Below are 17,623 nucleotides of genomic sequence, written 5' to 3' on the forward strand. Positions count from 1 at the left end.
ATTAGAGCCATTCCAGGTCAGGCACACAAGGCAATTCTGTGCGACATAAGGCTTTCGCGTTGCAGCTACGCGTCTGCCGTTGGGCTCTGTGAAAATTTTTGCGGCGGTGCAACAATTCGGAACACCGTCGGCGCGGCTCACGCGCGGGGCAGGTCGCTTTTGGCAAGTTCCCACATCAGCCGGTAAGTGCCGCTGGAAACTACCAGCGGCTTGCAGGCGGCATTGTCAGTCACCAGGGCCGCAGCCGCAGGGATCGCCTCCACGCCGGTCGCATCGATCAGCACGAACCAGTCAGCAGCGCCGGGAGAGGCAGCTTGCGGAGCGTCGTTCAGCGGCTTCGACAGCGCCGGATCGCTCTCGATCACATGCATTGAGATGATCCCGTCGAGCCTTGCCGGATCGAGCAGTTCCCGCAGTGCAGCACGCAGCTTTTCGGCGCCATCGGCCGGCGGGCGAAGGCGGATGATGCCGAGCGCCGCGCCGCGCCCGGTGCCACGGCTGATGCTGATCCGCGCCACTGCGCGGATCATGTTCTCAAAGCGCGCCATGGTCTTGCGCGACCACTCGGTCGGGTTGGCGAGCTTCTCGCGATAGGCCGGACTATCGAGCACCTCAAAGGTCGCGGCGGAGTAGAGGCAGAGATATTTCGGCTTGCCGTCATGCGCGACGTAGCGACGCGCCTCCAGGAACCCGTCGATAGCAACGCGCTCCTCGAGATGCTCGCGGTCGTACCAGCGATTGAAGTCGGCTTCGTCGGCAGGGGCGATATCCATCGACGTCAGCAGCATGCCTTTTCCTGCCAGGGGCATTGTTGTTCTCCAGGTTTGAACTCCAACGGCGCGTGTCCGGAGTGTGTACCCGTAAATGGGCAACCTTGCCTAGCCGCGTTCAATGCTACTGGTCGCATGCCGGCGAGTGGAGTAGCTCGCATTCGAGCAGGACGTCGGCGGGAAAGCCGACTCGATGATCCGCATCGGTCGACGTTAAGCTCTCGCGAGCCATGTCTCCAGATGGGTTGGTCCAAGCCAGGCCGTCCCGCTGGGCGTCAGGGAAGCATCGTCGATCGGCGCGCCATAGTACTGCGCGGTTGGATCGCCGAAAACGGGCCGGCGATCGCCTGATGCCTTCAGGCGGCGCGCAACGAATTCATTGAAGGGCGCCTTGTCCGGGCCTGCAATATCCACCGTGCTGTTCAGCGGCTGTCCAATCGCAACCCCTGCGAGGTAGTCAACGACATCGTCGGCCGCGATCGGTTGAAACATTGCTGTTGGAACGACAATCCTGTTCCCGATCACTCCCGCTTCGGCGATCGCGCTCAAAAATTCGAAGAACTGGGTGGCGCGAACGATGGTGTAGGGCACGCCGGACGATTTGACCAAATTCTCCTGCGCGACCTTGGCACGAAAATAGGCAATATCCGGCGAGCGGTCGGTCCCCACAATCGATAGCACGATGTGGTGCTTCACGCCGGCCGCGGTTTCCGCAGCAAGGAGATTGCGGCTGGAACGCTCGAAGAAGTCGAGCACTGCGGCAGGTTCCCAGGATGGCGAATTGGAAACGTCGACGACGACTTGCGCGCCAGTGAGCGCGGCAGCGAGCCCTTCTCCCGTCAGCGCGTTCACGCCTGACCGCGGAGAGGCCGGCACGGCCTCGTGTCCCTTTTGGCCGAGCTTCGCAACCAGCTTCGATCCGATCAGTCCGGTGCCGCCAATGACGATGATCTTCATGGCTTTCTCTCAGCGTTTGACAAAGGCGAGCATTTCCGGATTGACGATTGGGACGGCTCGCCAACAGGGGCGCAAACTATCTCACGAGCCAGTACGTCCAGCAACTGGCGGAAGAGATGATGGAAGATCGCGTGAGATGTGGTACGGCCAATGTCGATCCGCAAAAGCTGAGAGCCAAAGTGGCGGTGGTTCATGTCTCGGCGCGCAACGATGGAATATGAAGCTGCAATCGAGAGCTCAGGTGTGTTGGATGCGCTCCGCGCGTTCGACCCGCTGGCGATCCTTATCAAGGGCTGCTCGAACTGGCTGCCGAGACCGACGCTCAGTTGCGTGTTCGGCTGAGGTCATTGTGAGGAATTGTCCGACGCGCCGCTGATGAGCTGCTCGGTTACTACTGTAGCTCAAATTCCATCGCCTTTGTCAGACCGATGTCGCATGCTTGGAAGACGAAGGATGGCAAGCAGGAGAAAGAAGTGCCCTACGCGGACGTGAACGGTCAGCGGCTCTATTATGAGGACACGGGCGGGTCAGGCCAGGCAATTGTCTTCTCACACGGATTGTTGCTTGACGGCACAATGTTCTCTCCGCAGGTGACGGCGTTCCGGGATAGATACCGGTGCATCGTGTGGGACGAGCGCGGGCATGGGAAGACTGCCACGGAAACGTTGCCGAGCTTTTCATACTACGACTCCGCAAACGATCTCTCCGCACTCCTTTCGTTTCTCGGCATCGACAGCGCCATTCTCGTCGGCGTGTCCCAGGGCGCCTTTTTGGGCATGCGATGCGCCTTGAGGCATCCCGAGCGCGTCCGTGCTCAGGTCTTGATCGGAGCGCAGGCAGGCATCGACGATCCGAAGACACTCGCGGGCTATCGCGCGCTGCTTGACGCATGGATCGCAGGCAAGCTGCCAGAAGAAATCGCCGCCACAGTCGAGCACATTCTTTTCGGTCCAGGCTGGCCCGGCGCCGCCGCATGGAAGGAAAAGTGGCGCGCCATGACAGCCCCAAATCTTTCGGCCGCCATGGATACTCTCGCTAGCCGAGATGATATCACCGACAAAATCTCCTCGATCGGTGTCCCCACACTGATCGTCCATGGCGATATCGATGCTGCCATTCCACTTGCCAGGGCGCAGGCCATGAAGGACGCAATTCCCAATGCGGAATTGATCGTGATTGCGGGCGGTCATTCCGTCAACATGACAAACCCAGACCCCGTGAACGCAGCCATCAACGACTTCCTTGGACTGCATCATCTCGGCGCTTGAATGCCGAAATGCCGGGAGGTCCGAATAAGACCAATCACCAGCATCTCGATCCTGAGGCTTGTCCTCAGCCGACGACCGCGATGGCTTCGATTTCGACCAACCATTCCGGCAGTGCGAGCGCTGCCACACCGACGAGGGTGCTCGCTGGGGGTGTTCCATTTGCGAAAAAGGGCGCTCGCGCTTGGCTGACGATGGATCGGTATTCCGGCTTGTAGTTCACTACATACGTGGTGATCTTGACGATGTCGGCATAGCTCGCGCCGACGGCGGAGAGAGCTAGGCCGACGTTGCGCATTGCCTGCGCCGTTTGCGCAGCCAGATCACCCGGACCGACCAGCGCGCCGCGTTCATCGATTGATACCTGCCCGGCCGTGTAGATGGTGCGTGCGCCCGAGGAGGCGACGACCTGCGAGAATGCCGGATTGTGCAGTAGTCCTTCCGGGCGGGGACGCTCGATTGTGCTCATATTTCAAGACTCCTCCGCATGTCATGCCCGTGGAGGGAATGCGCAGCGATGAAGGACGATGGTACTCCAACTGCTAGTGCGAGGGCTAGAAGCACGCTCGGCGCTGCCAGCTTCGAGCATCGTGCGCGACAGGGCACGGTTCCATTTACTTACTGGCGCGTCGAAAGGGCCGCGACGAAAAGCACAGGGAACGCTGAGGGGAGGCCAAGGATTGCCACATTTGGCGTAATCCTGTTCAGCGCCAGTTCACCCGTTGAGGACTCCAATCGATTGGCATCCGACAGGGGGAGACGATCATGACGCGGATTCTGTTGGCACTGTTCATTGGCTTGGTGTCATCGATCGCGCTGTCCGCACAGGCGCAGGAGCAGCAGAGGCGCGTCGCGCTGGTGATCGGCAACGGCGCCTACACGGCTGGCGCGCTGCCGACTGCGGCCAACGATGCCGGCCTCGTGGCGCAGACCCTGCAGGCCGCGGGCTTTGACGTCGTCGGCGCGCGCGACCTCGACGGCGAGACGCTGCGGAGGTCGTTCCGCGAGTTCGTGCAGAAGGTGCAGGAGGCGGGACCGAATACGGTCGCCTTTGTCTATCTCGCCGGCTACGGCGTGCAGCTCACCGGCGAGAATTATTTCCTTCCGGTCGACGCGAAGATCGCCCGCGACATCGACGTTCCGATCGAAGGCCTGCGGCTGTCGGATTACATGCGCCAGCTTTCGGCGCTGCCAGTGAAGGCCAATATCATCGTCCTCGATGGCGCGCGTACGAATTCCTTCGCCAAGGAGGGACAGTCGCTCGCCGGCGGCTTGGCGCTGGTCGAGCCCGAGGCGAAGATGCTGGTGGCGTTCAATGCGGCGCCCGGGACGATCGCGACGGAAAGCCAGCCGCCTTACGGCGCCTACGCGCAGGCGCTCGCCGAGATGATCCGCGCCGGCGGCCTGCCGCTGCCGGAATTGTTCGACCGCGTCCGCTTGCGCGTCAGCGAGATGACGAAGGGCGCGCAGCTTCCGTGGAACGCGCAAAAGATCGACACGCCCTTCATGTTCTTCGAGCGGCAACCGGATGCGCCGCCGACCCAGGTCGATGCCAGCGTCCATGACAAGCCGATCCGCGACTTCGATGCCAAGGACGCCTATGCCGCCGCGCTGGAGCGCGACACGCTGCAGGGCTATGAAGAGTTCCTGCAGGCGTTTCCGAATGATCCGCTCGCGAAGCGGGTGAGGGCGATCGTCGCCGCGCGGCGCGAGGCGATCACCTGGGGGCGGACCTATCGCACCGATACGCCGGATGCCTATTGGTCCTATCTCCATCGCTACCCGCGCGGCCCTCACGCCGCCGATGCGCGGCGGCGTCTTGCCATCCTTTCAGCGGCGCTGGAGCCGCCGCCGTCCTTTGCCTCGATCGACTATGACGTTTCGCCGCCGCCGCCCGACGAGTTGATGTATGTGGACGATCGGCCGGTTCTCTACTTCGACGATCCGGTGTTCGCCTTCGCGCCGCCGCCGCCGGCGCCGGTGTTCTTCCTGCCGCCGCCGCCACCGGATTTCGTCGTGCTGCCGCCACCGCCGCCGCCGGTCGCAGTGTACGTGCTGCCCGTCCCGGTGTTCGTGCCGATCCCTGTCTATGTCCGGCCGCCGGTTTATGTCGCACCGCCGCCGAACAACATCGTGTTCGCCAACATCCACAACCGGACGATCATCAACGAGGTCATCAACAATCCCAACCCGAGTCCGGCGCAGCTCAATGCTCTCGGAACGAAGTTCAATGGTGGCGCGGTTCGACCGGCGATCGCGCCATCGCTGCCGCCGGCCGCGGCGCAGCGGGCCAACCTGGTCCAGCCATTGCCGCAGGGCGCGGGGCAGCCCGGAATGGGCACGAAGTTTGCGCCGTCCGCGGCGACACAGGGCGCGACGGGCCCGGCAGCACCCAATGCGGCTGGCACGAATGCATTGCCAGGCGCCGGAAGGCAGCCATTGCCGCAGGCGACACCGCCTGCAACCGCCGCGCAGCCTGATGCGGGCACCAAGGCATCGAGACTGACGTCTCCGCCCGCTGCGGCCCCCAACGCGGCTGGCACCAATGCGCCGGCTGGGGCGAAGGGACGGCGAACGCCGCAGACTGCGACGGCACCTGCCACGGCAACGCAACCGAACGCGAGCAGGCCGGCAGCTTGGCCGGGCGCTGCCGCTGCGCCGACCGATACGAAACTCAACCGCGGTGCGCCCGCGCAACGGCCGTCGGTCGCACGGCCGGCGGATGTTCCGAGGGCCGCTGGCGTGCCGCGGTCTCGCAACGCGCCTCCGGCGGCCGCATTAGCCAGGCAGACGCCGCCTTCCGTGGCTCCGCCAGCAGCCGTCCGTCGTCCGACACCGACACCGCCGCCGGCAGCAGTGCGGACGCCGCCGCCTTCCGTCGCGGCGCGGCCGGTCGCTCCGCCACCAGCGGCTCCGCGGGTCGCGGCGCCACCGCCGGGCATGGCCACGCCGCCGGCGCCGCCGCGTGTCGCATCACCGCCGCCGATGGCTCACGCGCCACGTATGGCGGCGCCGCCAGCACGGCCGGCTGCGCCGGCGGCGCACGCACCCGTCTGTCCGGGCGGCAAGTGCGGACGTTGATCGGTGCTTGAAGCGAAGCTTGGCGAGTTCAGCCCGGCTTGCGCGAGGCGAGATCCGCGATTGCCCTCATCACGGCGTCGCGGACGCCGGGGTCGTACAGGATATGCCCGGCGCCTTCGACGATGCGTACTTCGGCCTCTCGCCAGCGTGCAGCCAGCGCAAACGACGTGGCCGGCGGACACAGCAGATCGTAGCGGCCCTGCACCAGGATGCCCGGAATTTCCGCAAGCCTGCCGGCTGCGTTCATCAATTGGTCGGGTGCCATGAAGCAGTCATTGGCGAAGTAATGCGCTTCCAGGAACGGCGTCGCGGGCAAAGCGCGTGAGGAGTTCAGCGAGGCGGGATCAAGCCGTACGCGGGCGGGCGCGTGGACGGAGAGGATCTGCTCGGTGTCATGCCAGGCGCGCGCGGCCGGGCCGTGCACGGCAGCATCGGCATCGAGGATACGTCGCCAATAGGCGTCGAGCGGCTGGTCGCGCTCTTCCGCCGGCAACAGGCTCAGGAAGTCCGCTGACAGCGCGGGATAGAAGCGCGGCAGCATGTCGAGAAAGGCGCCCTTAAGTTCGGCGCGCGTGCCGAGGAACGTCGCGCGCAGCACGAGGGCGGTGACGCGATCAGGATGCGCTTGCGCATAGGCCAGCGCGAGCGTCGCGCCCCAGGAGCCGCCGACCACCAGCCAGCGCTCGAAACCGAATTTTTGCCGGATCGTCTCCATGTCCGCGACCAAGAGCGGCAGCGTGTTGGCCTCGCGCTTTCCTTTGGGACGGCTGCGTCCGGCGCCGCGCTGGTCGAACAGCACGGCATGAAATCGCTCGGGATCGAACAGGCGGCGATGATCCGCCTGGCAGCCGCTGCCGGGCCCGCCATGCAGATAGACCGCAGGGATCCCGCCCTCGCGGCCGACGCTCTCGACATAGATCTCGTGATCGTCGCCGACCGGCAGCAATTCCGAGGTCAGTGGCGCGAACGGATCCGTGCGGCGCGATGCTTTGCCCGCCTCGGCATCAGGCGCCATGATCGCCGTCCGTCTCCAGCGTGCCGCCGGCGAAATTGCGATAGAGGAAGCGGTTGTTGCCACCGGCCGCCTCGGTCTCCGCGAGCTTGAAGATCTTCTCGTGCAGCGGCGACAGCGTGCAGGCCGGGTCGGTATTGCTGGCGTCGCCGGTGAGCGCAAATGCCTGGCAGCGGCAGCCGCCGAAATCTATTTCGCGGAATTCGCAGGATTTGCACGGCTCGGGCATCCACTCCGTGCCGCGATAGCGGTTGAAGGCCTCCGAGTTCTGCCAGATCCACGCGATCGAATGGTTCGAGCGCACGGATTCGAATTGCAGACCGGTGATGCTCTCGGCGGCGTGGCAGGGCAGCACCTTGCCAGCCGGCGAGATGTTGAAGAACTGGCGACCCCAACCGCCCATGCATTTCTTCGGCCGCAGCGCGTAATAGTCCGGCACCACGTAATCGATCGCGAGCACGCCCTTCAGCCGCGCCTGCGCCTCCTCGACGATCCGGCTGGTCTCCTCGATCTGCTCGATCGTCGGCATCAAGGCGGCGCGGTTCTTCAGTGCCCAGCCGTAATACTGCACGTTGGCGACCTCGAGCCGGTCGGCCTCAAGATCAACCGCCATCTGGATGATGTCGGAAAGCTGGTGCAGGTTCTGCCGGTGCATCACCGCGTTGACGGTGAGCGGAAGCTCGAGCTCGCGCGTCCATCTCGCGGCCTGGATCTTCTTCTCGTGCGAATTCTTCAGGCCCGCGACGCGCTCAGCCACAACAGGCTCGTTGCCCTGGAAGCTGATCTGCACGTGGCAGAGGCCGGCATCGGCGAGCGCGGCCAGCTTTTCCTTGGTCAGCAGCACGGCCGACGTGATCAGGTTGGTATAGAGCCCGACGTCGCTTGCGTGCCGCACCAGCTCGACGAGATCCTTGCGCGCCGTCGGCTCGCCGCCGGAGAAGTGGATCTGCAGCACGCCGAGCTCGACCAGCTCGGTCATCACCTTCTTCCATTCCTCGGTGGTGAGCTCGTTGCCGGCGCGGTCGAGCTCGACCGGGTTGGAGCAATAGGGGCATTGCAGCGGACAGCGGTGCGTCAGCTCCGCGAGCACCGCCAGCGGAATGCCATAGCTCGTAGCCGTCGAGCGGCGCTGCTCCAGCACCGTGAGGCCGTCATTCGGCGCGGCTGCCGTCTTGCCCTCGGTGAGAATGTCGCTCATGGCGTCTTCTCCCGTTCTTCGATGAGAAAGCCCTTGTCCGCCAGGTCCTGCAGCATGGCGATCACGTCGGTCGAGATCGCCTCGCGCGGCGCGGCGTATTTCGCGGCGAGTTGATCGACCATGTCGGCAACGCTGCGCTCGCCGTCGCAGAGCTGCAGCACCTCAACCGCGATCTCGTCCGGCGCCAGCACGCGTTCCGGCGCCAGGATCACCCAGACCTGCCGGGTCTCGTCGAACCTCAGCTTGGCATGCCGCGGCAATTTCGGCCGGCTTGTCTCGCTGACGCTGATGTTGCGGCCCGCCATCAAAAAATCCTCTAGCTCGCCGTCGGCACGAAGGCGCCGGGCGGGATGTGGCCGTCGACATAGGCATGGTACAGCGCGTCGAGTTGCACCCACAGCACGTTGGTCTTGAAGATCAGCGCGTTGCAGACCGCCTCGCGCTCCGCCTGTGTCGTGGCATTGTTCTTGACGTAATCGAGCGCAAAGTTGGCATCGCGTGGCGCCTGCTGCAGGCGGCGCTTGAAATAGCTCATGATGTCGGGGTTGACGAAGTCATAGTGCTGCAGCATCCCGGAGATGCGCTCTTCATGCAGGTTCGGCGCGAACAATTCCGTCAGCGAGGAGGCGATCGCCTCCAGCGGCGTCCTGTCGCGGCAGAAATGCACATAGGCCTCGACCGCAAAGCGCGTCGCCGGCAGGATGCCTTCGGTCGATTCCACATAGGCGGTGTCCAGGCCGAGGCCTTCGGTCAGCTTCAGCCAGCGCTCGATTCCGCCTTCGCTGCCAGTGTCGCCGTCATGGTCCTCGATGCGGTGGCGCCATTCGATGCGGGTCTTGCGGTCGCGGAAGCGCGAGATCACGACTGCGTCCTTGATCGGGATCGTGCTCTGGTAATAGTAGCGGTTCAGCGCCCAGGCCTGCACCTGGCCCTTGTTCAGCTTGCCGCCATGCAACAGTCCATGGAACGGATGCAGGCTGTGATAGCGCGTCGCGCCGATATGGCGCAGCATCGTTTCTAGCTCCTCGGCGCTATGAAGCGGCACGCCTCTGCCGATCGAATAGGCGGTCATTCCGCTCGGTGAATGTGCGTTCAAAGCTCAATCTCCGTTCCATCGGCGGGGACTTGCCAGCCGGCCCGCTCGGCTATCTTCCGCTCAGGCGAGTCCTTCAACAGGGCCGGGTTGGAATTGTTGATATGCAGGAACAGTTTTCGGCCGATATCAAGGCCTGCGAGGCTCTCGATCGCACCGTGGCCGCCTGACATCGAAATATGTCCCATCCCCTGACCAGTCTTGTTGCCGAGTCCCGCCGCGATCAATTCGTCGTCGCGCCACACCGTGCCATCGAAGAACACCAGCGGCGCTCCCGCAAGCCGGGATTTCAAATCATCAGTCACGCGCGCGCACGCAGCGAGGAAGTAGAAATATTTGCCGCTGGCCTTTTCCGCAATGCGCAAGCCCAGGGTATCGCCTGAGCCGTCTTGGCCGGCCGGATGTGCCTTGCCCTCGAGATACCACGCGCCCTTGCCGGGAACATCGAACGGCAGCACCTCAAGCCCGGATGGCGAGCCGTCGGAGAGGGCGGGCTCGAACGCGCGATCCACCTCAATCGCCCGGCGCGTCACGTTGTTCTCGCTCAGCACGTCAAAGACGCTGTTGGACTTCAGGATCGCCAGCACGCGCTGGTGGGCGTAGATCGTGAACGGCGAGCCCTCGCGCATCGACAATAGTCCCGCGATCGCATCGATCTCGCCATTGGTGAGGATGACGCCTGCGATCGGGCTGTGGCGAAGCTCGCCGCGCCTCGGGTGCAATTGCGGCGTCGCAATCAGCTGCTGGCGCAGGTCGGGCGAGGCGTTGATCAGGAACCAGTGCGCGCCGTCAGCGGTGACCGCGATCGAAGCCTGGGTGCTCTGCAGGCTAGGCGCGTCGCTTCTTGCCTTGGTGCAAACCGGGCAGCCGCAGTTCCACTGCGGAACGCCACCACCGGCTGCGGCGCCGAGGACGACGACCCGAAGCATGATCCGTCTCCTGGCGAAAATCCGCTGCTCAGGAACAAACGAGGCAGGGACACAAGCCGGACTCGGGCGTCAACGTGCATCCCCTCCTCAGGGAACGTCGGACGCCCGCAAGTCCAGCAACGTACTAAGGCAAGGCAGTCGCGTCCGCTTACTTGCGGGTCGCGCACATATACATGTTGATTTCCATGCCGACGGAGACTTCGACGATCTTCGGTGCTTTCCAGGCCATCAGGCTCTCCTGTTTTTGATCCGGACGTATTCCGCCCTCGCAGTAAAGTAATGCGGGCGAAAAAGTTCGCCAGTTAAATTTTGACGTGTTGCGCCGCATCAATCATGCTGCGCCGCACTGGGAATTCACGCAGTTGTGCGAGAGCCGCAAATCAAATCAGACGTTTCGTTATTGTTCGCATTGCGATCAATAGCAAATCTGGGCTTGAAGGAGGCTTCCATCGTAGGGGGTCTCAACCGGAGTATCTGCCGCCGATGCCGCGCTATTTCTTCAACACTCGTATTGGCGATGAGCTGATCTCCGACCCCGAGGGCGAAGTTCTGCGGGATCCCGACCGCGCCTGGGAGATGGCGCGTGCGATGATTCGGGAACTGCTACGGACGGAAGGCGCCGACGCCACGCTTTTGAATGCCGTCATCGAAGTGACCGACGACGACGGCGATATCGTGCTCGAATTTCCGTTCTCCGAGGCGATCATCGGTCTGCCGGACACGGGCTCGGTCACGAAACATTGACGGTGCGCGCGGTCGTTCCACGCTACATCGGTGCCCCGCCTCGGCTCTGACCATGTCCCGGATTGCGCATCCGCGGACGGATGTCGGAAACTGCCATTGAAGAAGCCACGCCAGCATGCGCGGAGCGCTGCACATGCAAGGACCAACAGGCTTTCACATCTGGGGAGGACAATAATGAGGAACGATCTGACCACGCCGCTCGGTCTTATCCTGGCCGGCGCCTTCTTTGGCGCACTCACGCTTGCCGCCCATGCGCAGCAGCCCGCCAATCCGCCTGCCGCCGGCGCGGCACCCGCCGCGGCGCAGCCGCTGCCGCCGGGCTCACCTCTGATCGGGCGGCCCGAGAACGAGGCGGCGGCCAAGCTTGCCCCGGTCGCGCCGCCGCCGCTCGCGGCCGCGCCCGACAAATTACCGCTCGCCAAGCTCAAGGTGCCCGCCGGCTTCAACGTCGAGGTTTACGCCGCCGGCATGGCGAATGCGCGTTCGCTGGCGCAGAGCGACAAGGGCACGGTGTTCGTCGGCAGCCGCCTGGTCGACAAGGTCTATGCCATCGTCAACAAGGAGGGCAAACGCCAGGTGAAGGTGATCGCCTCCGGGCTCTATCGTCCGAACGGCGTCGCCTTCAAGGACGGCACGCTCTACATCGCAGAACTCTCGAAGGTCTCCAAGATCGAGAAGATCGACGATGTCATCGACAGTGCGCCGAAGCCGACGGTGATCTACGACCACCTGCCGAAGGACGAGGCCCATGGCTGGAAGTTCATTGCCATCGGGCCGGACAACAAGCTGTATGTCCCGGTCGGCCAGCCCGGCAACAACGTGCTGCATGACGATGCGCATGGCCAGATCCGGCGCATCAATCTCGACGGCTCGGGCGCGGAAGTTTATGCGGTCGGCGTGCGCAACACAGTCGGCTTCGACTGGAATCCGGAGAGCAAGCACCTCTACTTCACCGACAATGGCCGCGACTGGCTGTCCGAGACGGTGCCGGAAGATGAGCTCAACCGCGTGACCAAGGCCGGCGAGGATTTCGGCGCGCCGTTCTGTTACCAGGGCAACATCATCGACCAGGAACTCGGCTGGGGCAAATCCTGCAGCGACTACACGTCGCCAGTCGGCCTGATGGGCCCGCACACCGCGGCGCTCGGCATGCGCTTCTACACCGGCAACATGTTCCCGAAGAGCTACAGGAACGCGATCTTCGTCGCGCGCCACGGCTCCTGGAACAAGTCGAAGAAGCATGGCGGCGACGTCGTCGTGGTCAAGCTCGACAAGGTCGGCAAGGTGAAATCGGTCGAGCCGTTCCTCACCGGCTTCCTCCAGGACAACAAATATGTCGGCCGTCCCGTCGACGTGATGCAGTTGAAGGACGGCTCGCTGCTCGTCTCCGACGACTGGAATGGCGCCGTCTACCGCATCAGCTACGGCAAGCCGAAGGTCGCGGAGGAGTAGCAGTTAATTCGTCATTGCGAGGAGCGGCAGCGACGAAGCAATCCATGCATCCGCATGCGCGGAGAGATGGATTGCTTCGCTTTGCTCGCAGTGACGGGCGCCAGGAACACTCGATGTACAAGCGACTAATCACCGCGTTCGCCTTTGCGTCCATCACCTTCACCGCCAGCGCCGAGACGGTTCCGGAGCGCGCCGCGCCGTGTCTTGCCTGCCATGGCGAGCGCGGCACCTCCGAGACCGAGAACACGCCCTCGCTCGGCGCTCAGCAGGCGCCTTACGTGCTGATCCAGCTCTTCATGTTCCGCGAGAAGCTGCGCGTGTTCGACACCATGAACGACATGGCGAAGGATTTGTCCGACGACGATTTGCGCGCCTTTTCCGATTTCATCGCCACGCTGCCGAAGCCGGTGCCGCCCAAGGATGCCGGAGATTCCGCCCGCATGGCGCGCGGCCAGGCGCTCGCGCATCAATATCTCTGCAACAACTGCCACCAGCCGGATTTCTCCGGCAACGACAACGTCCCGCACATCGCCAACCAGCGCGAGGACTATCTGAGCAAGACGCTCAGCGAGTACAAGGACAATAGCCGCCACGGCTATGACGGCACCATGGCCGACGTGATGCAGCCGGTGACCAAAGAGCAGATCGCCGACCTTGCCTATTACATCGCCCATTTTCGCTAGAGCAGGTGAGGGGGAGCTCCGCAACTACGTCTACGATCGTCATTCCGGGGCGATGCGACAGCATCGAGCCCGGAATCCATTCCTCCACCTGCGCAAGTGGACGAATGGATTCCGGGCTCGCGCTCCGCGCGCCCCGGAATGACGGTGCCACCGTTCTCGCGGCGGCGCGCGGGGGACACGCGGCAGATGACCGCCATCTTTGTCCATTCCTTGCGCTGGCCACGTCAGCTCCGTGACGCTAGAACACGGATGTCGCAACGGAGTTGGCAATGGAAGAATTTTGGCGTCTGTCGGCCGCGGATCTGGCCGGCCTGATCAAATCGAAAAAGGTTTCGGCGCGGGAGGCGGCGACCGCCGCCCTGGCGCGGCTGGATGCGGTCAATCCCAAACTCAATGCCGTGGTCGACCACCGGCCGGCGGATGTGCTGGCGCAGGCCGAGGCCGTCGATGCGGCGATTGCGCGCGGCGAGGACGCCGGCCCGCTCGCTGGCGTCCCTGTCACGATCAAGGTCAATGTCGACCAGGAAGGGTTTGCCACCACCAACGGGTTGAAGCTGCAGCGCGACGTGGTCGCGAAGGCCGACAATCCCGTGGTCAAGAATTTGCGCAGGGCGGGCGCCGTGCTGCTCGGCCGCACCAATTGCCCGGCCTTCTCCTATCGCTGGTTCACCACCAACCTGATCCATGGCGACACCAAGAACCCGCGCGATCCTTCGATCACGCCGGGTGGCTCGTCCGGCGGCGCGGGATCCGCGGTCGCGGCCGGCATCGGGCATATCGCGCATGGCACCGATATCGCAGGCTCGATCCGCTATCCGGCCTATGCCTGCGGCGTGCATGGCTTGCGGCCAACCATGGGCCGTATCCCTGCCTTCAACGCGGCCCTTCCGGAGCGGCCGATCGGCCCGCAGATCAGCGCGGTCTCGGGGCCGCTCGCGCGCACCGTCAACGACCTGCGCATCGCGCTCGCGGCAATGTCGGCTCGCGACGTCCGCGATCCCTGGTGGATGCCGGTGCCGCTGGAGGGGCCTTCGGTGCCGAAGCGCGTCGCGATGTGCCTCAATCCCGATGGGCTTAATCCGGTCGCAGAGGTGAAGGCGGCGGTGGCCGATGCCGGCAAGCGGCTGGAGCGCGCTGGCTGGACCGTCGAGGAAATCACGGCAATGCCGCCGCTGCGCGAAGCCGCCGACCTCCAGACCAAGCTCTGGCTCGGCGATGGCTATGAGGCGCAACTCGCGGCCGCCGAGCGCGAGGGCGATCCCGGCGCGCTCACCTGCCTGCGCGGCAATCGCGCCAAGGTGCATCCGTTCGATCTTTCCAAGGCGCTGACGCGCCGTGCGACATTGACGCGCGAATGGCTGGCGTTGTTCGAACAATATGCGGTGCTGCTGATGCCGGTCTCCGGCGAACTGCCGTTCCCCGATCAACTCGACTGCAAGGACGACGCTTCCTTTGCCCGGGTCTGGCAAGCGCAGCTGCCGCAGATCGCCATTCCCTTCATGGGGCTGCCTGGGCTCGTTGTGAGCACAGGATTGGTGGGCCGGATTCCGGTCGGCGTGCAACTGGTCTCAGGCCGCTACCGCGAGGACCTCTGCCTCGCCGCGGGCGAAGCGATCGAAGCCGGCGGCACGCCGTCTGCGGTGATCGATCCCTAGGGCCAGATGTCTTTGGTGGCATCGACCCGTTCGCGGGCTCTCTTCACCTCTCCCGCTTGCGGGGGAGGTCGGCGCGTAAGCGCCGGGTGGGGGCTCTCTCCACACGGGGAGTGTGACTCGCGGAGACACCCCCACCCCAGCCCTCCCCGCGCAAGCGGGAGAGGGAGCGCACCGGTTCTCGAGGCAACTGTATCCGAAAGCTTAGAATGCCAACCGTCTATGATTTCACCGCCCGCTCGCTGGCCGGCGAGGACGTGCCCTTGAGGCGGTTCGAGGGACAGGTGCTGCTCATCGTCAACACCGCCAGTGCGTGCGGCTTCACGCCGCAATACAAGGGCCTGCAGGAAGTCTACCAGGGGTTCTCGCCACGCGGCTTTTCGGTGCTCGGTTTTCCGTGCAATCAGTTCGGCAGGCAGGAACCTGGCGATGAAAAGCAGATCGCAGAGTTCTGCGAAAACAACTACGCGGTGACGTTCCCGATGTTCGCCAAGATCGAAGTGAATGGCGCGAACGCGCATCCGTTGTACAATTATCTGAAGCAAGAGAAATCGGGTCTGCTCGGCCCGTCGATCAAATGGAATTTCACCAAATTTCTGGTCGATCGATCGGGCAGTGTGGTGGCGCGCCATGCGCCCACCGCGCGGCCCGAAGGACTGAAGACAGCAATTGAGGCCTTGCTATGAGCGAGAACGACGAAACCAGCCATGACGAACTGCCGGACCGTCTGTCGGTCGATCCGAACAGCCCGTACTACAACGCGGAGATCCTGGCGCGGGATGTCGGCATCCGCTTCAAGGGCGTTGAGAAGACCAATGTCGAGGAGTACTGCGTCAGCGAAGGCTGGGTGCGCGTCACTGCCGGCAATGCCAAGGATCGTTATGGCAATCCGTTGACCATCAAGGTCCACGGCCCGGTCGAGCCGTATTTCCGCGACAAGACGAAGTCGTGAACACCGTCATTGCGAGCGAAGCGAAGCAATCCATCTCACCCGCTTGCGGAGGCATGGATTGCTTCGTCGCTTCGCTCCTCGCAATGACGGTGAGTCGAAACCGCTTACCTGATCAAGGCCAATCCCATGTCCGTCCGCATCATCGACGTCCGCGAAGTCACAAAACCGATCTCCTCGCCGATCCGCAACGCCTATATCGATTTCACCAGGATGACGACGAGCCTGGTCGCCGTTGTCACCGACATCGTGCGCGACGGCAGGCGCGTGGTCGGTTACGGCTTCAATTCCAACGGCCGCTACGGGCAGGGCGGCCTGATCCGCGAGCGCTTTGCGCCGCGGCTGCTCGAGGCCGATCGGAAGGCGCTGCTTGACGCGAGCGGCGACAATCTCGATCCGGACAAGATCTGGTCGACCATGATGTCGAACGAGAAGCCCGGCGGTCACGGCGAGCGCTCGGTCGCGGTCGGCACCATCGACATGGCGGTGTGGGACGCGGTGGCGAAGATCGCGAACAAGCCGCTGTTCCGCCTGCTCGCCGAGCGTCATGGCGTTACGGCCGATCCGCGCGTGTTCGTCTATGCCGCCGGCGGCTATTACTATCCCGGCAAGGATCTGTCCGCGCTGCGCGCGGAGATGCGCGGCTACCTCGATCGCGGCTACAATGTCGTGAAGATGAAGATCGGCGGCGCGTCGATCGCCGAAGATCGCGAGCGCATTGAATCTGTCCTGAAGGAGATCGGCAAGGACGCGCAGCTCGCGGTCGACGCCAATGGCCGTTTCGATCTGGAGACAGCGATCGCGTACGCAAAAATGCTGCGGGACTATCCGCTGTTCTGGTACGAGGAAGCCGGCGATCCCCTCAACTTCGCGCTGCAGGCGGCGCTCGCGGAATTCTATCCGGGGCCGATGGCGACCGGCGAGAACCTGTTCAGCCACCAGGATGCAAGAAATCTGATCCGCTACGGCGGCGTGCGGCCGGATCGCGACTGGCTGCAATTCGACTGTGCGCTGTCCTACGGCCTCTGCGAATATCAGCGCACGCTGCAGGTGCTGAAGACCTACGGCTGGTCGCCGAGCCGCTGCATCCCGCATGGCGGCCACCAAATGTCGCTGAACATCGCTGCCGGCCTCGGCCTCGGCGGCAACGAGAGCTATCCCGATTTGTTCCAGCCCTATGGCGGCTTCCCCGACGGCGTGCGCGTCGAGCACGGCCACATCACCATGCCCGACCTTCCGGGCATCGGCTTTGAAGGCAAGAGCGATCTCTACAAGGAGATGAAAGCGCTGGCGGAGTAAGCCACGTTCGCGCCAAAACTTCCGCTGTCATTCCGGGGCGCGCGTCAGCGCGAGCCCGGAATCCATCGGGCCGCGGGCGCCAGCGGTGAAATGGACTCCGGGCTCGATGCGGAGCCTGTCATCGGGCCGCGCTTCGTGCGGACCCGGTGGCATCGCCCCGGAATGACAAGGTTGATTGTCGCGACCTAAGTGCGACAAAACGACCCGACGGGCAAATCACCAAAAGTCTGTCCATCCCTCGCGCGAAAAACATTCCGCTTCCGCCGTCGGGCAAATCAGTGATTTAACTCCGCGCGTCTCACCCGAAATGAGGGGCGGCTCGCGATCGTCACGAACGTTGCGGTGAGATGCGGTGGACGCGGGTGTCGCGACTGACGAGCGCGGCACTCGCGGACGGCGAAGTCGTGTGGTTCTGGCGCCCCGACGCTGGCGCTAAGTACGCGAGCAGCAAGAGCTGCCGCGGATGACGGTGGCAAGAAAGCCCGGTCACCGGGAAGAGCACGAAGTAAGCCGTAAACCACTGCGCAGGGAAAGCCGGT

20 protein-coding genes are annotated in these 17,623 nt (G+C 63.9%); 10 read left to right on the forward strand and 10 right to left on the reverse strand.

The annotated features are described in order from the left end of the window. Window positions 1-137: 137 nt before the first annotated feature. Window positions 138-809 (reverse strand): DUF4286 family protein, encoded by a 672-nt coding sequence (locus J6497_RS14475; protein WP_225704925.1) that lies wholly within the window; start codon window positions 807-809, stop codon window positions 138-140. 174 nt (window positions 810-983) lie between these two features. Then, the gene (locus tag J6497_RS14480; protein WP_225704926.1) at window positions 984-1,727 is read right to left on the reverse strand and encodes an SDR family oxidoreductase; all 744 of its coding nucleotides are present in this window, start codon (window positions 1,725-1,727) and stop codon (window positions 984-986) included. Window positions 1,728-1,774: 47 nt separating this feature from the next. On the opposite strand from J6497_RS14480, the gene J6497_RS14485 reads away from it, so the two are divergent. Together J6497_RS14485 and J6497_RS14490 are read left to right on the forward strand one after the other, a co-directional pair. Continuing rightward, on the forward strand, window positions 1,775-1,948 hold the full coding sequence (locus tag J6497_RS14485; protein ID WP_225704927.1) for a hypothetical protein: 174 nt from the start codon (window positions 1,775-1,777) through the stop codon (window positions 1,946-1,948). 252 nt (window positions 1,949-2,200) lie between these two features. Continuing rightward, window positions 2,201-2,995, forward strand: coding sequence for an alpha/beta fold hydrolase (locus J6497_RS14490; RefSeq protein ID WP_225704928.1), 795 nt, complete (start codon window positions 2,201-2,203; stop codon window positions 2,993-2,995). Window positions 2,996-3,059: 64 nt separating this feature from the next. Here the strand turns inward: J6497_RS14490 and J6497_RS14495 are convergent, their stop codons facing one another. Then, window positions 3,060-3,461, reverse strand: a complete 402-nt coding sequence (locus J6497_RS14495) for a RidA family protein (protein WP_225704929.1) — start codon at window positions 3,459-3,461, stop codon at window positions 3,060-3,062. Window positions 3,462-3,757: 296 nt separating this feature from the next. Here J6497_RS14495 and J6497_RS14500 point away from each other — a divergent pair, with 296 nt between their 5' ends. Continuing rightward, window positions 3,758-6,073 carry a caspase family protein gene (locus J6497_RS14500; protein ID WP_225704930.1) on the forward strand — a complete coding sequence of 772 codons (2,316 nt, stop codon included), beginning with the start codon at window positions 3,758-3,760 and terminating at the stop codon, window positions 6,071-6,073. Window positions 6,074-6,101: 28 nt separating this feature from the next. Here the strand turns inward: J6497_RS14500 and pip are convergent, their stop codons facing one another. The 6 genes from pip to pqqA all read right to left on the reverse strand — a co-directional run bounded on the left by pip (window position 6,102) and on the right by pqqA (window position 10,534). After that, on the reverse strand, window positions 6,102-7,088 hold the full coding sequence (pip, locus tag J6497_RS14505; RefSeq protein WP_225704931.1) for a prolyl aminopeptidase: 987 nt from the start codon (window positions 7,086-7,088) through the stop codon (window positions 6,102-6,104). Next, window positions 7,078-8,283, reverse strand: a complete 1,206-nt coding sequence (gene pqqE / locus J6497_RS14510; protein WP_225704932.1) for a pyrroloquinoline quinone biosynthesis protein PqqE — start codon at window positions 8,281-8,283, stop codon at window positions 7,078-7,080. The genes pip and pqqE overlap by 11 nt, the downstream gene beginning before the upstream one ends. Then, window positions 8,280-8,588, reverse strand: a complete 309-nt coding sequence (gene pqqD / locus J6497_RS14515) for a pyrroloquinoline quinone biosynthesis peptide chaperone PqqD (RefSeq protein WP_225704933.1) — start codon at window positions 8,586-8,588, stop codon at window positions 8,280-8,282. Before pqqD ends, pqqE begins: the two co-directional genes overlap by 4 nt. Window positions 8,589-8,599: 11 nt before the next feature. After that, window positions 8,600-9,379, reverse strand: a complete 780-nt coding sequence (gene pqqC / locus J6497_RS14520) for a pyrroloquinoline-quinone synthase PqqC (protein ID WP_225704934.1) — start codon at window positions 9,377-9,379, stop codon at window positions 8,600-8,602. Then, window positions 9,376-10,305: a pyrroloquinoline quinone biosynthesis protein PqqB gene (gene pqqB / locus J6497_RS14525; RefSeq protein WP_225704935.1), complete on the reverse strand. Its 930-nt coding sequence runs from the start codon at window positions 10,303-10,305 to the stop codon at window positions 9,376-9,378. The genes pqqC and pqqB overlap by 4 nt, the downstream gene beginning before the upstream one ends. 148 nt (window positions 10,306-10,453) lie before the next feature. Then, window positions 10,454-10,534 (reverse strand): pyrroloquinoline quinone precursor peptide PqqA, encoded by an 81-nt coding sequence (gene pqqA, locus J6497_RS14530; protein ID WP_035635412.1) that lies wholly within the window; start codon window positions 10,532-10,534, stop codon window positions 10,454-10,456. 254 nt (window positions 10,535-10,788) lie between these two features. Here pqqA and J6497_RS14535 point away from each other — a divergent pair, with 254 nt between their 5' ends. The 7 genes from J6497_RS14535 to J6497_RS14565 all read left to right on the forward strand — a co-directional run bounded on the left by J6497_RS14535 (window position 10,789) and on the right by J6497_RS14565 (window position 17,084). Beyond that, entirely contained in the window at window positions 10,789-11,049 is a 261-nt protein-coding gene (locus tag J6497_RS14535) for a DUF6894 family protein (RefSeq protein ID WP_225704936.1), read from the forward strand. Between the two features lie 174 nt (window positions 11,050-11,223). Then, window positions 11,224-12,501: a PQQ-dependent sugar dehydrogenase gene (locus J6497_RS14540; protein ID WP_225704937.1), complete on the forward strand. Its 1,278-nt coding sequence runs from the start codon at window positions 11,224-11,226 to the stop codon at window positions 12,499-12,501. 113 nt (window positions 12,502-12,614) lie between these two features. Next, window positions 12,615-13,184, forward strand: coding sequence for a c-type cytochrome (locus J6497_RS14545; RefSeq protein ID WP_225704938.1), 570 nt, complete (start codon window positions 12,615-12,617; stop codon window positions 13,182-13,184). Between the two features lie 269 nt (window positions 13,185-13,453). Then, the gene (locus tag J6497_RS14550) at window positions 13,454-14,839 is read left to right on the forward strand and encodes an amidase family protein (protein ID WP_225704939.1); all 1,386 of its coding nucleotides are present in this window, start codon (window positions 13,454-13,456) and stop codon (window positions 14,837-14,839) included. A gap of 206 nt (window positions 14,840-15,045) precedes the next feature. After that, window positions 15,046-15,522, forward strand: a complete 477-nt coding sequence (locus J6497_RS14555; protein ID WP_225704940.1) for a glutathione peroxidase — start codon at window positions 15,046-15,048, stop codon at window positions 15,520-15,522. Next, window positions 15,519-15,788 (forward strand): DUF3297 family protein, encoded by a 270-nt coding sequence (locus J6497_RS14560; RefSeq protein WP_225704941.1) that lies wholly within the window; start codon window positions 15,519-15,521, stop codon window positions 15,786-15,788. Before J6497_RS14555 ends, J6497_RS14560 begins: the two co-directional genes overlap by 4 nt. A 126-nt stretch (window positions 15,789-15,914) precedes the next feature. Next, window positions 15,915-17,084, forward strand: coding sequence for a mandelate racemase/muconate lactonizing enzyme family protein (locus tag J6497_RS14565; protein ID WP_225704942.1), 1,170 nt, complete (start codon window positions 15,915-15,917; stop codon window positions 17,082-17,084). 328 nt (window positions 17,085-17,412) lie between these two features. Here the strand turns inward: J6497_RS14565 and J6497_RS14570 are convergent. Next, on the reverse strand, window positions 17,413-17,623 hold a 211-nt coding region (locus tag J6497_RS14570), incomplete at its 5' end, for a hypothetical protein (RefSeq protein ID WP_225704943.1).

The organism is Bradyrhizobium cenepequi (genome assembly GCF_020329485.1).
Lineage (GTDB): Bacteria > Pseudomonadota > Alphaproteobacteria > Rhizobiales > Xanthobacteraceae > Bradyrhizobium > Bradyrhizobium cenepequi.

Coding starts and splice junctions, on each gene's coding strand:
- J6497_RS14565 (WP_225704942.1), top strand. CDS start 15,915: ATGTCCGTCCGCATCATCGACGTCCGCGAAGTCACAAAACCGATCTCC.
- J6497_RS14550 (WP_225704939.1), top strand. CDS start 13,454: ATGGAAGAATTTTGGCGTCTGTCGGCCGCGGATCTGGCCGGCCTGATC.
- J6497_RS14535 (WP_225704936.1), top strand. CDS start 10,789: ATGCCGCGCTATTTCTTCAACACTCGTATTGGCGATGAGCTGATCTCC.
- J6497_RS14560 (WP_225704941.1), top strand. CDS start 15,519: ATGAGCGAGAACGACGAAACCAGCCATGACGAACTGCCGGACCGTCTG.
- J6497_RS14545 (WP_225704938.1), top strand. CDS start 12,615: ATGTACAAGCGACTAATCACCGCGTTCGCCTTTGCGTCCATCACCTTC.
- J6497_RS14480 (WP_225704926.1), bottom strand. CDS start 1,727: ATGAAGATCATCGTCATTGGCGGCACCGGACTGATCGGATCGAAGCTG.
- pqqA (WP_035635412.1), bottom strand. CDS start 10,534: ATGGCCTGGAAAGCACCGAAGATCGTCGAAGTCTCCGTCGGCATGGAA.
- pip (WP_225704931.1), bottom strand. CDS start 7,088: ATGGCGCCTGATGCCGAGGCGGGCAAAGCATCGCGCCGCACGGATCCG.
- J6497_RS14475 (WP_225704925.1), bottom strand. CDS start 809: ATGCCCCTGGCAGGAAAAGGCATGCTGCTGACGTCGATGGATATCGCC.
- J6497_RS14500 (WP_225704930.1), top strand. CDS start 3,758: ATGACGCGGATTCTGTTGGCACTGTTCATTGGCTTGGTGTCATCGATC.
- pqqD (WP_225704933.1), bottom strand. CDS start 8,588: ATGGCGGGCCGCAACATCAGCGTCAGCGAGACAAGCCGGCCGAAATTG.
- J6497_RS14540 (WP_225704937.1), top strand. CDS start 11,224: ATGAGGAACGATCTGACCACGCCGCTCGGTCTTATCCTGGCCGGCGCC.
- pqqE (WP_225704932.1), bottom strand. CDS start 8,283: ATGAGCGACATTCTCACCGAGGGCAAGACGGCAGCCGCGCCGAATGAC.
- J6497_RS14555 (WP_225704940.1), top strand. CDS start 15,046: ATGCCAACCGTCTATGATTTCACCGCCCGCTCGCTGGCCGGCGAGGAC.
- J6497_RS14495 (WP_225704929.1), bottom strand. CDS start 3,461: ATGAGCACAATCGAGCGTCCCCGCCCGGAAGGACTACTGCACAATCCG.
- pqqB (WP_225704935.1), bottom strand. CDS start 10,305: ATGCTTCGGGTCGTCGTCCTCGGCGCCGCAGCCGGTGGTGGCGTTCCG.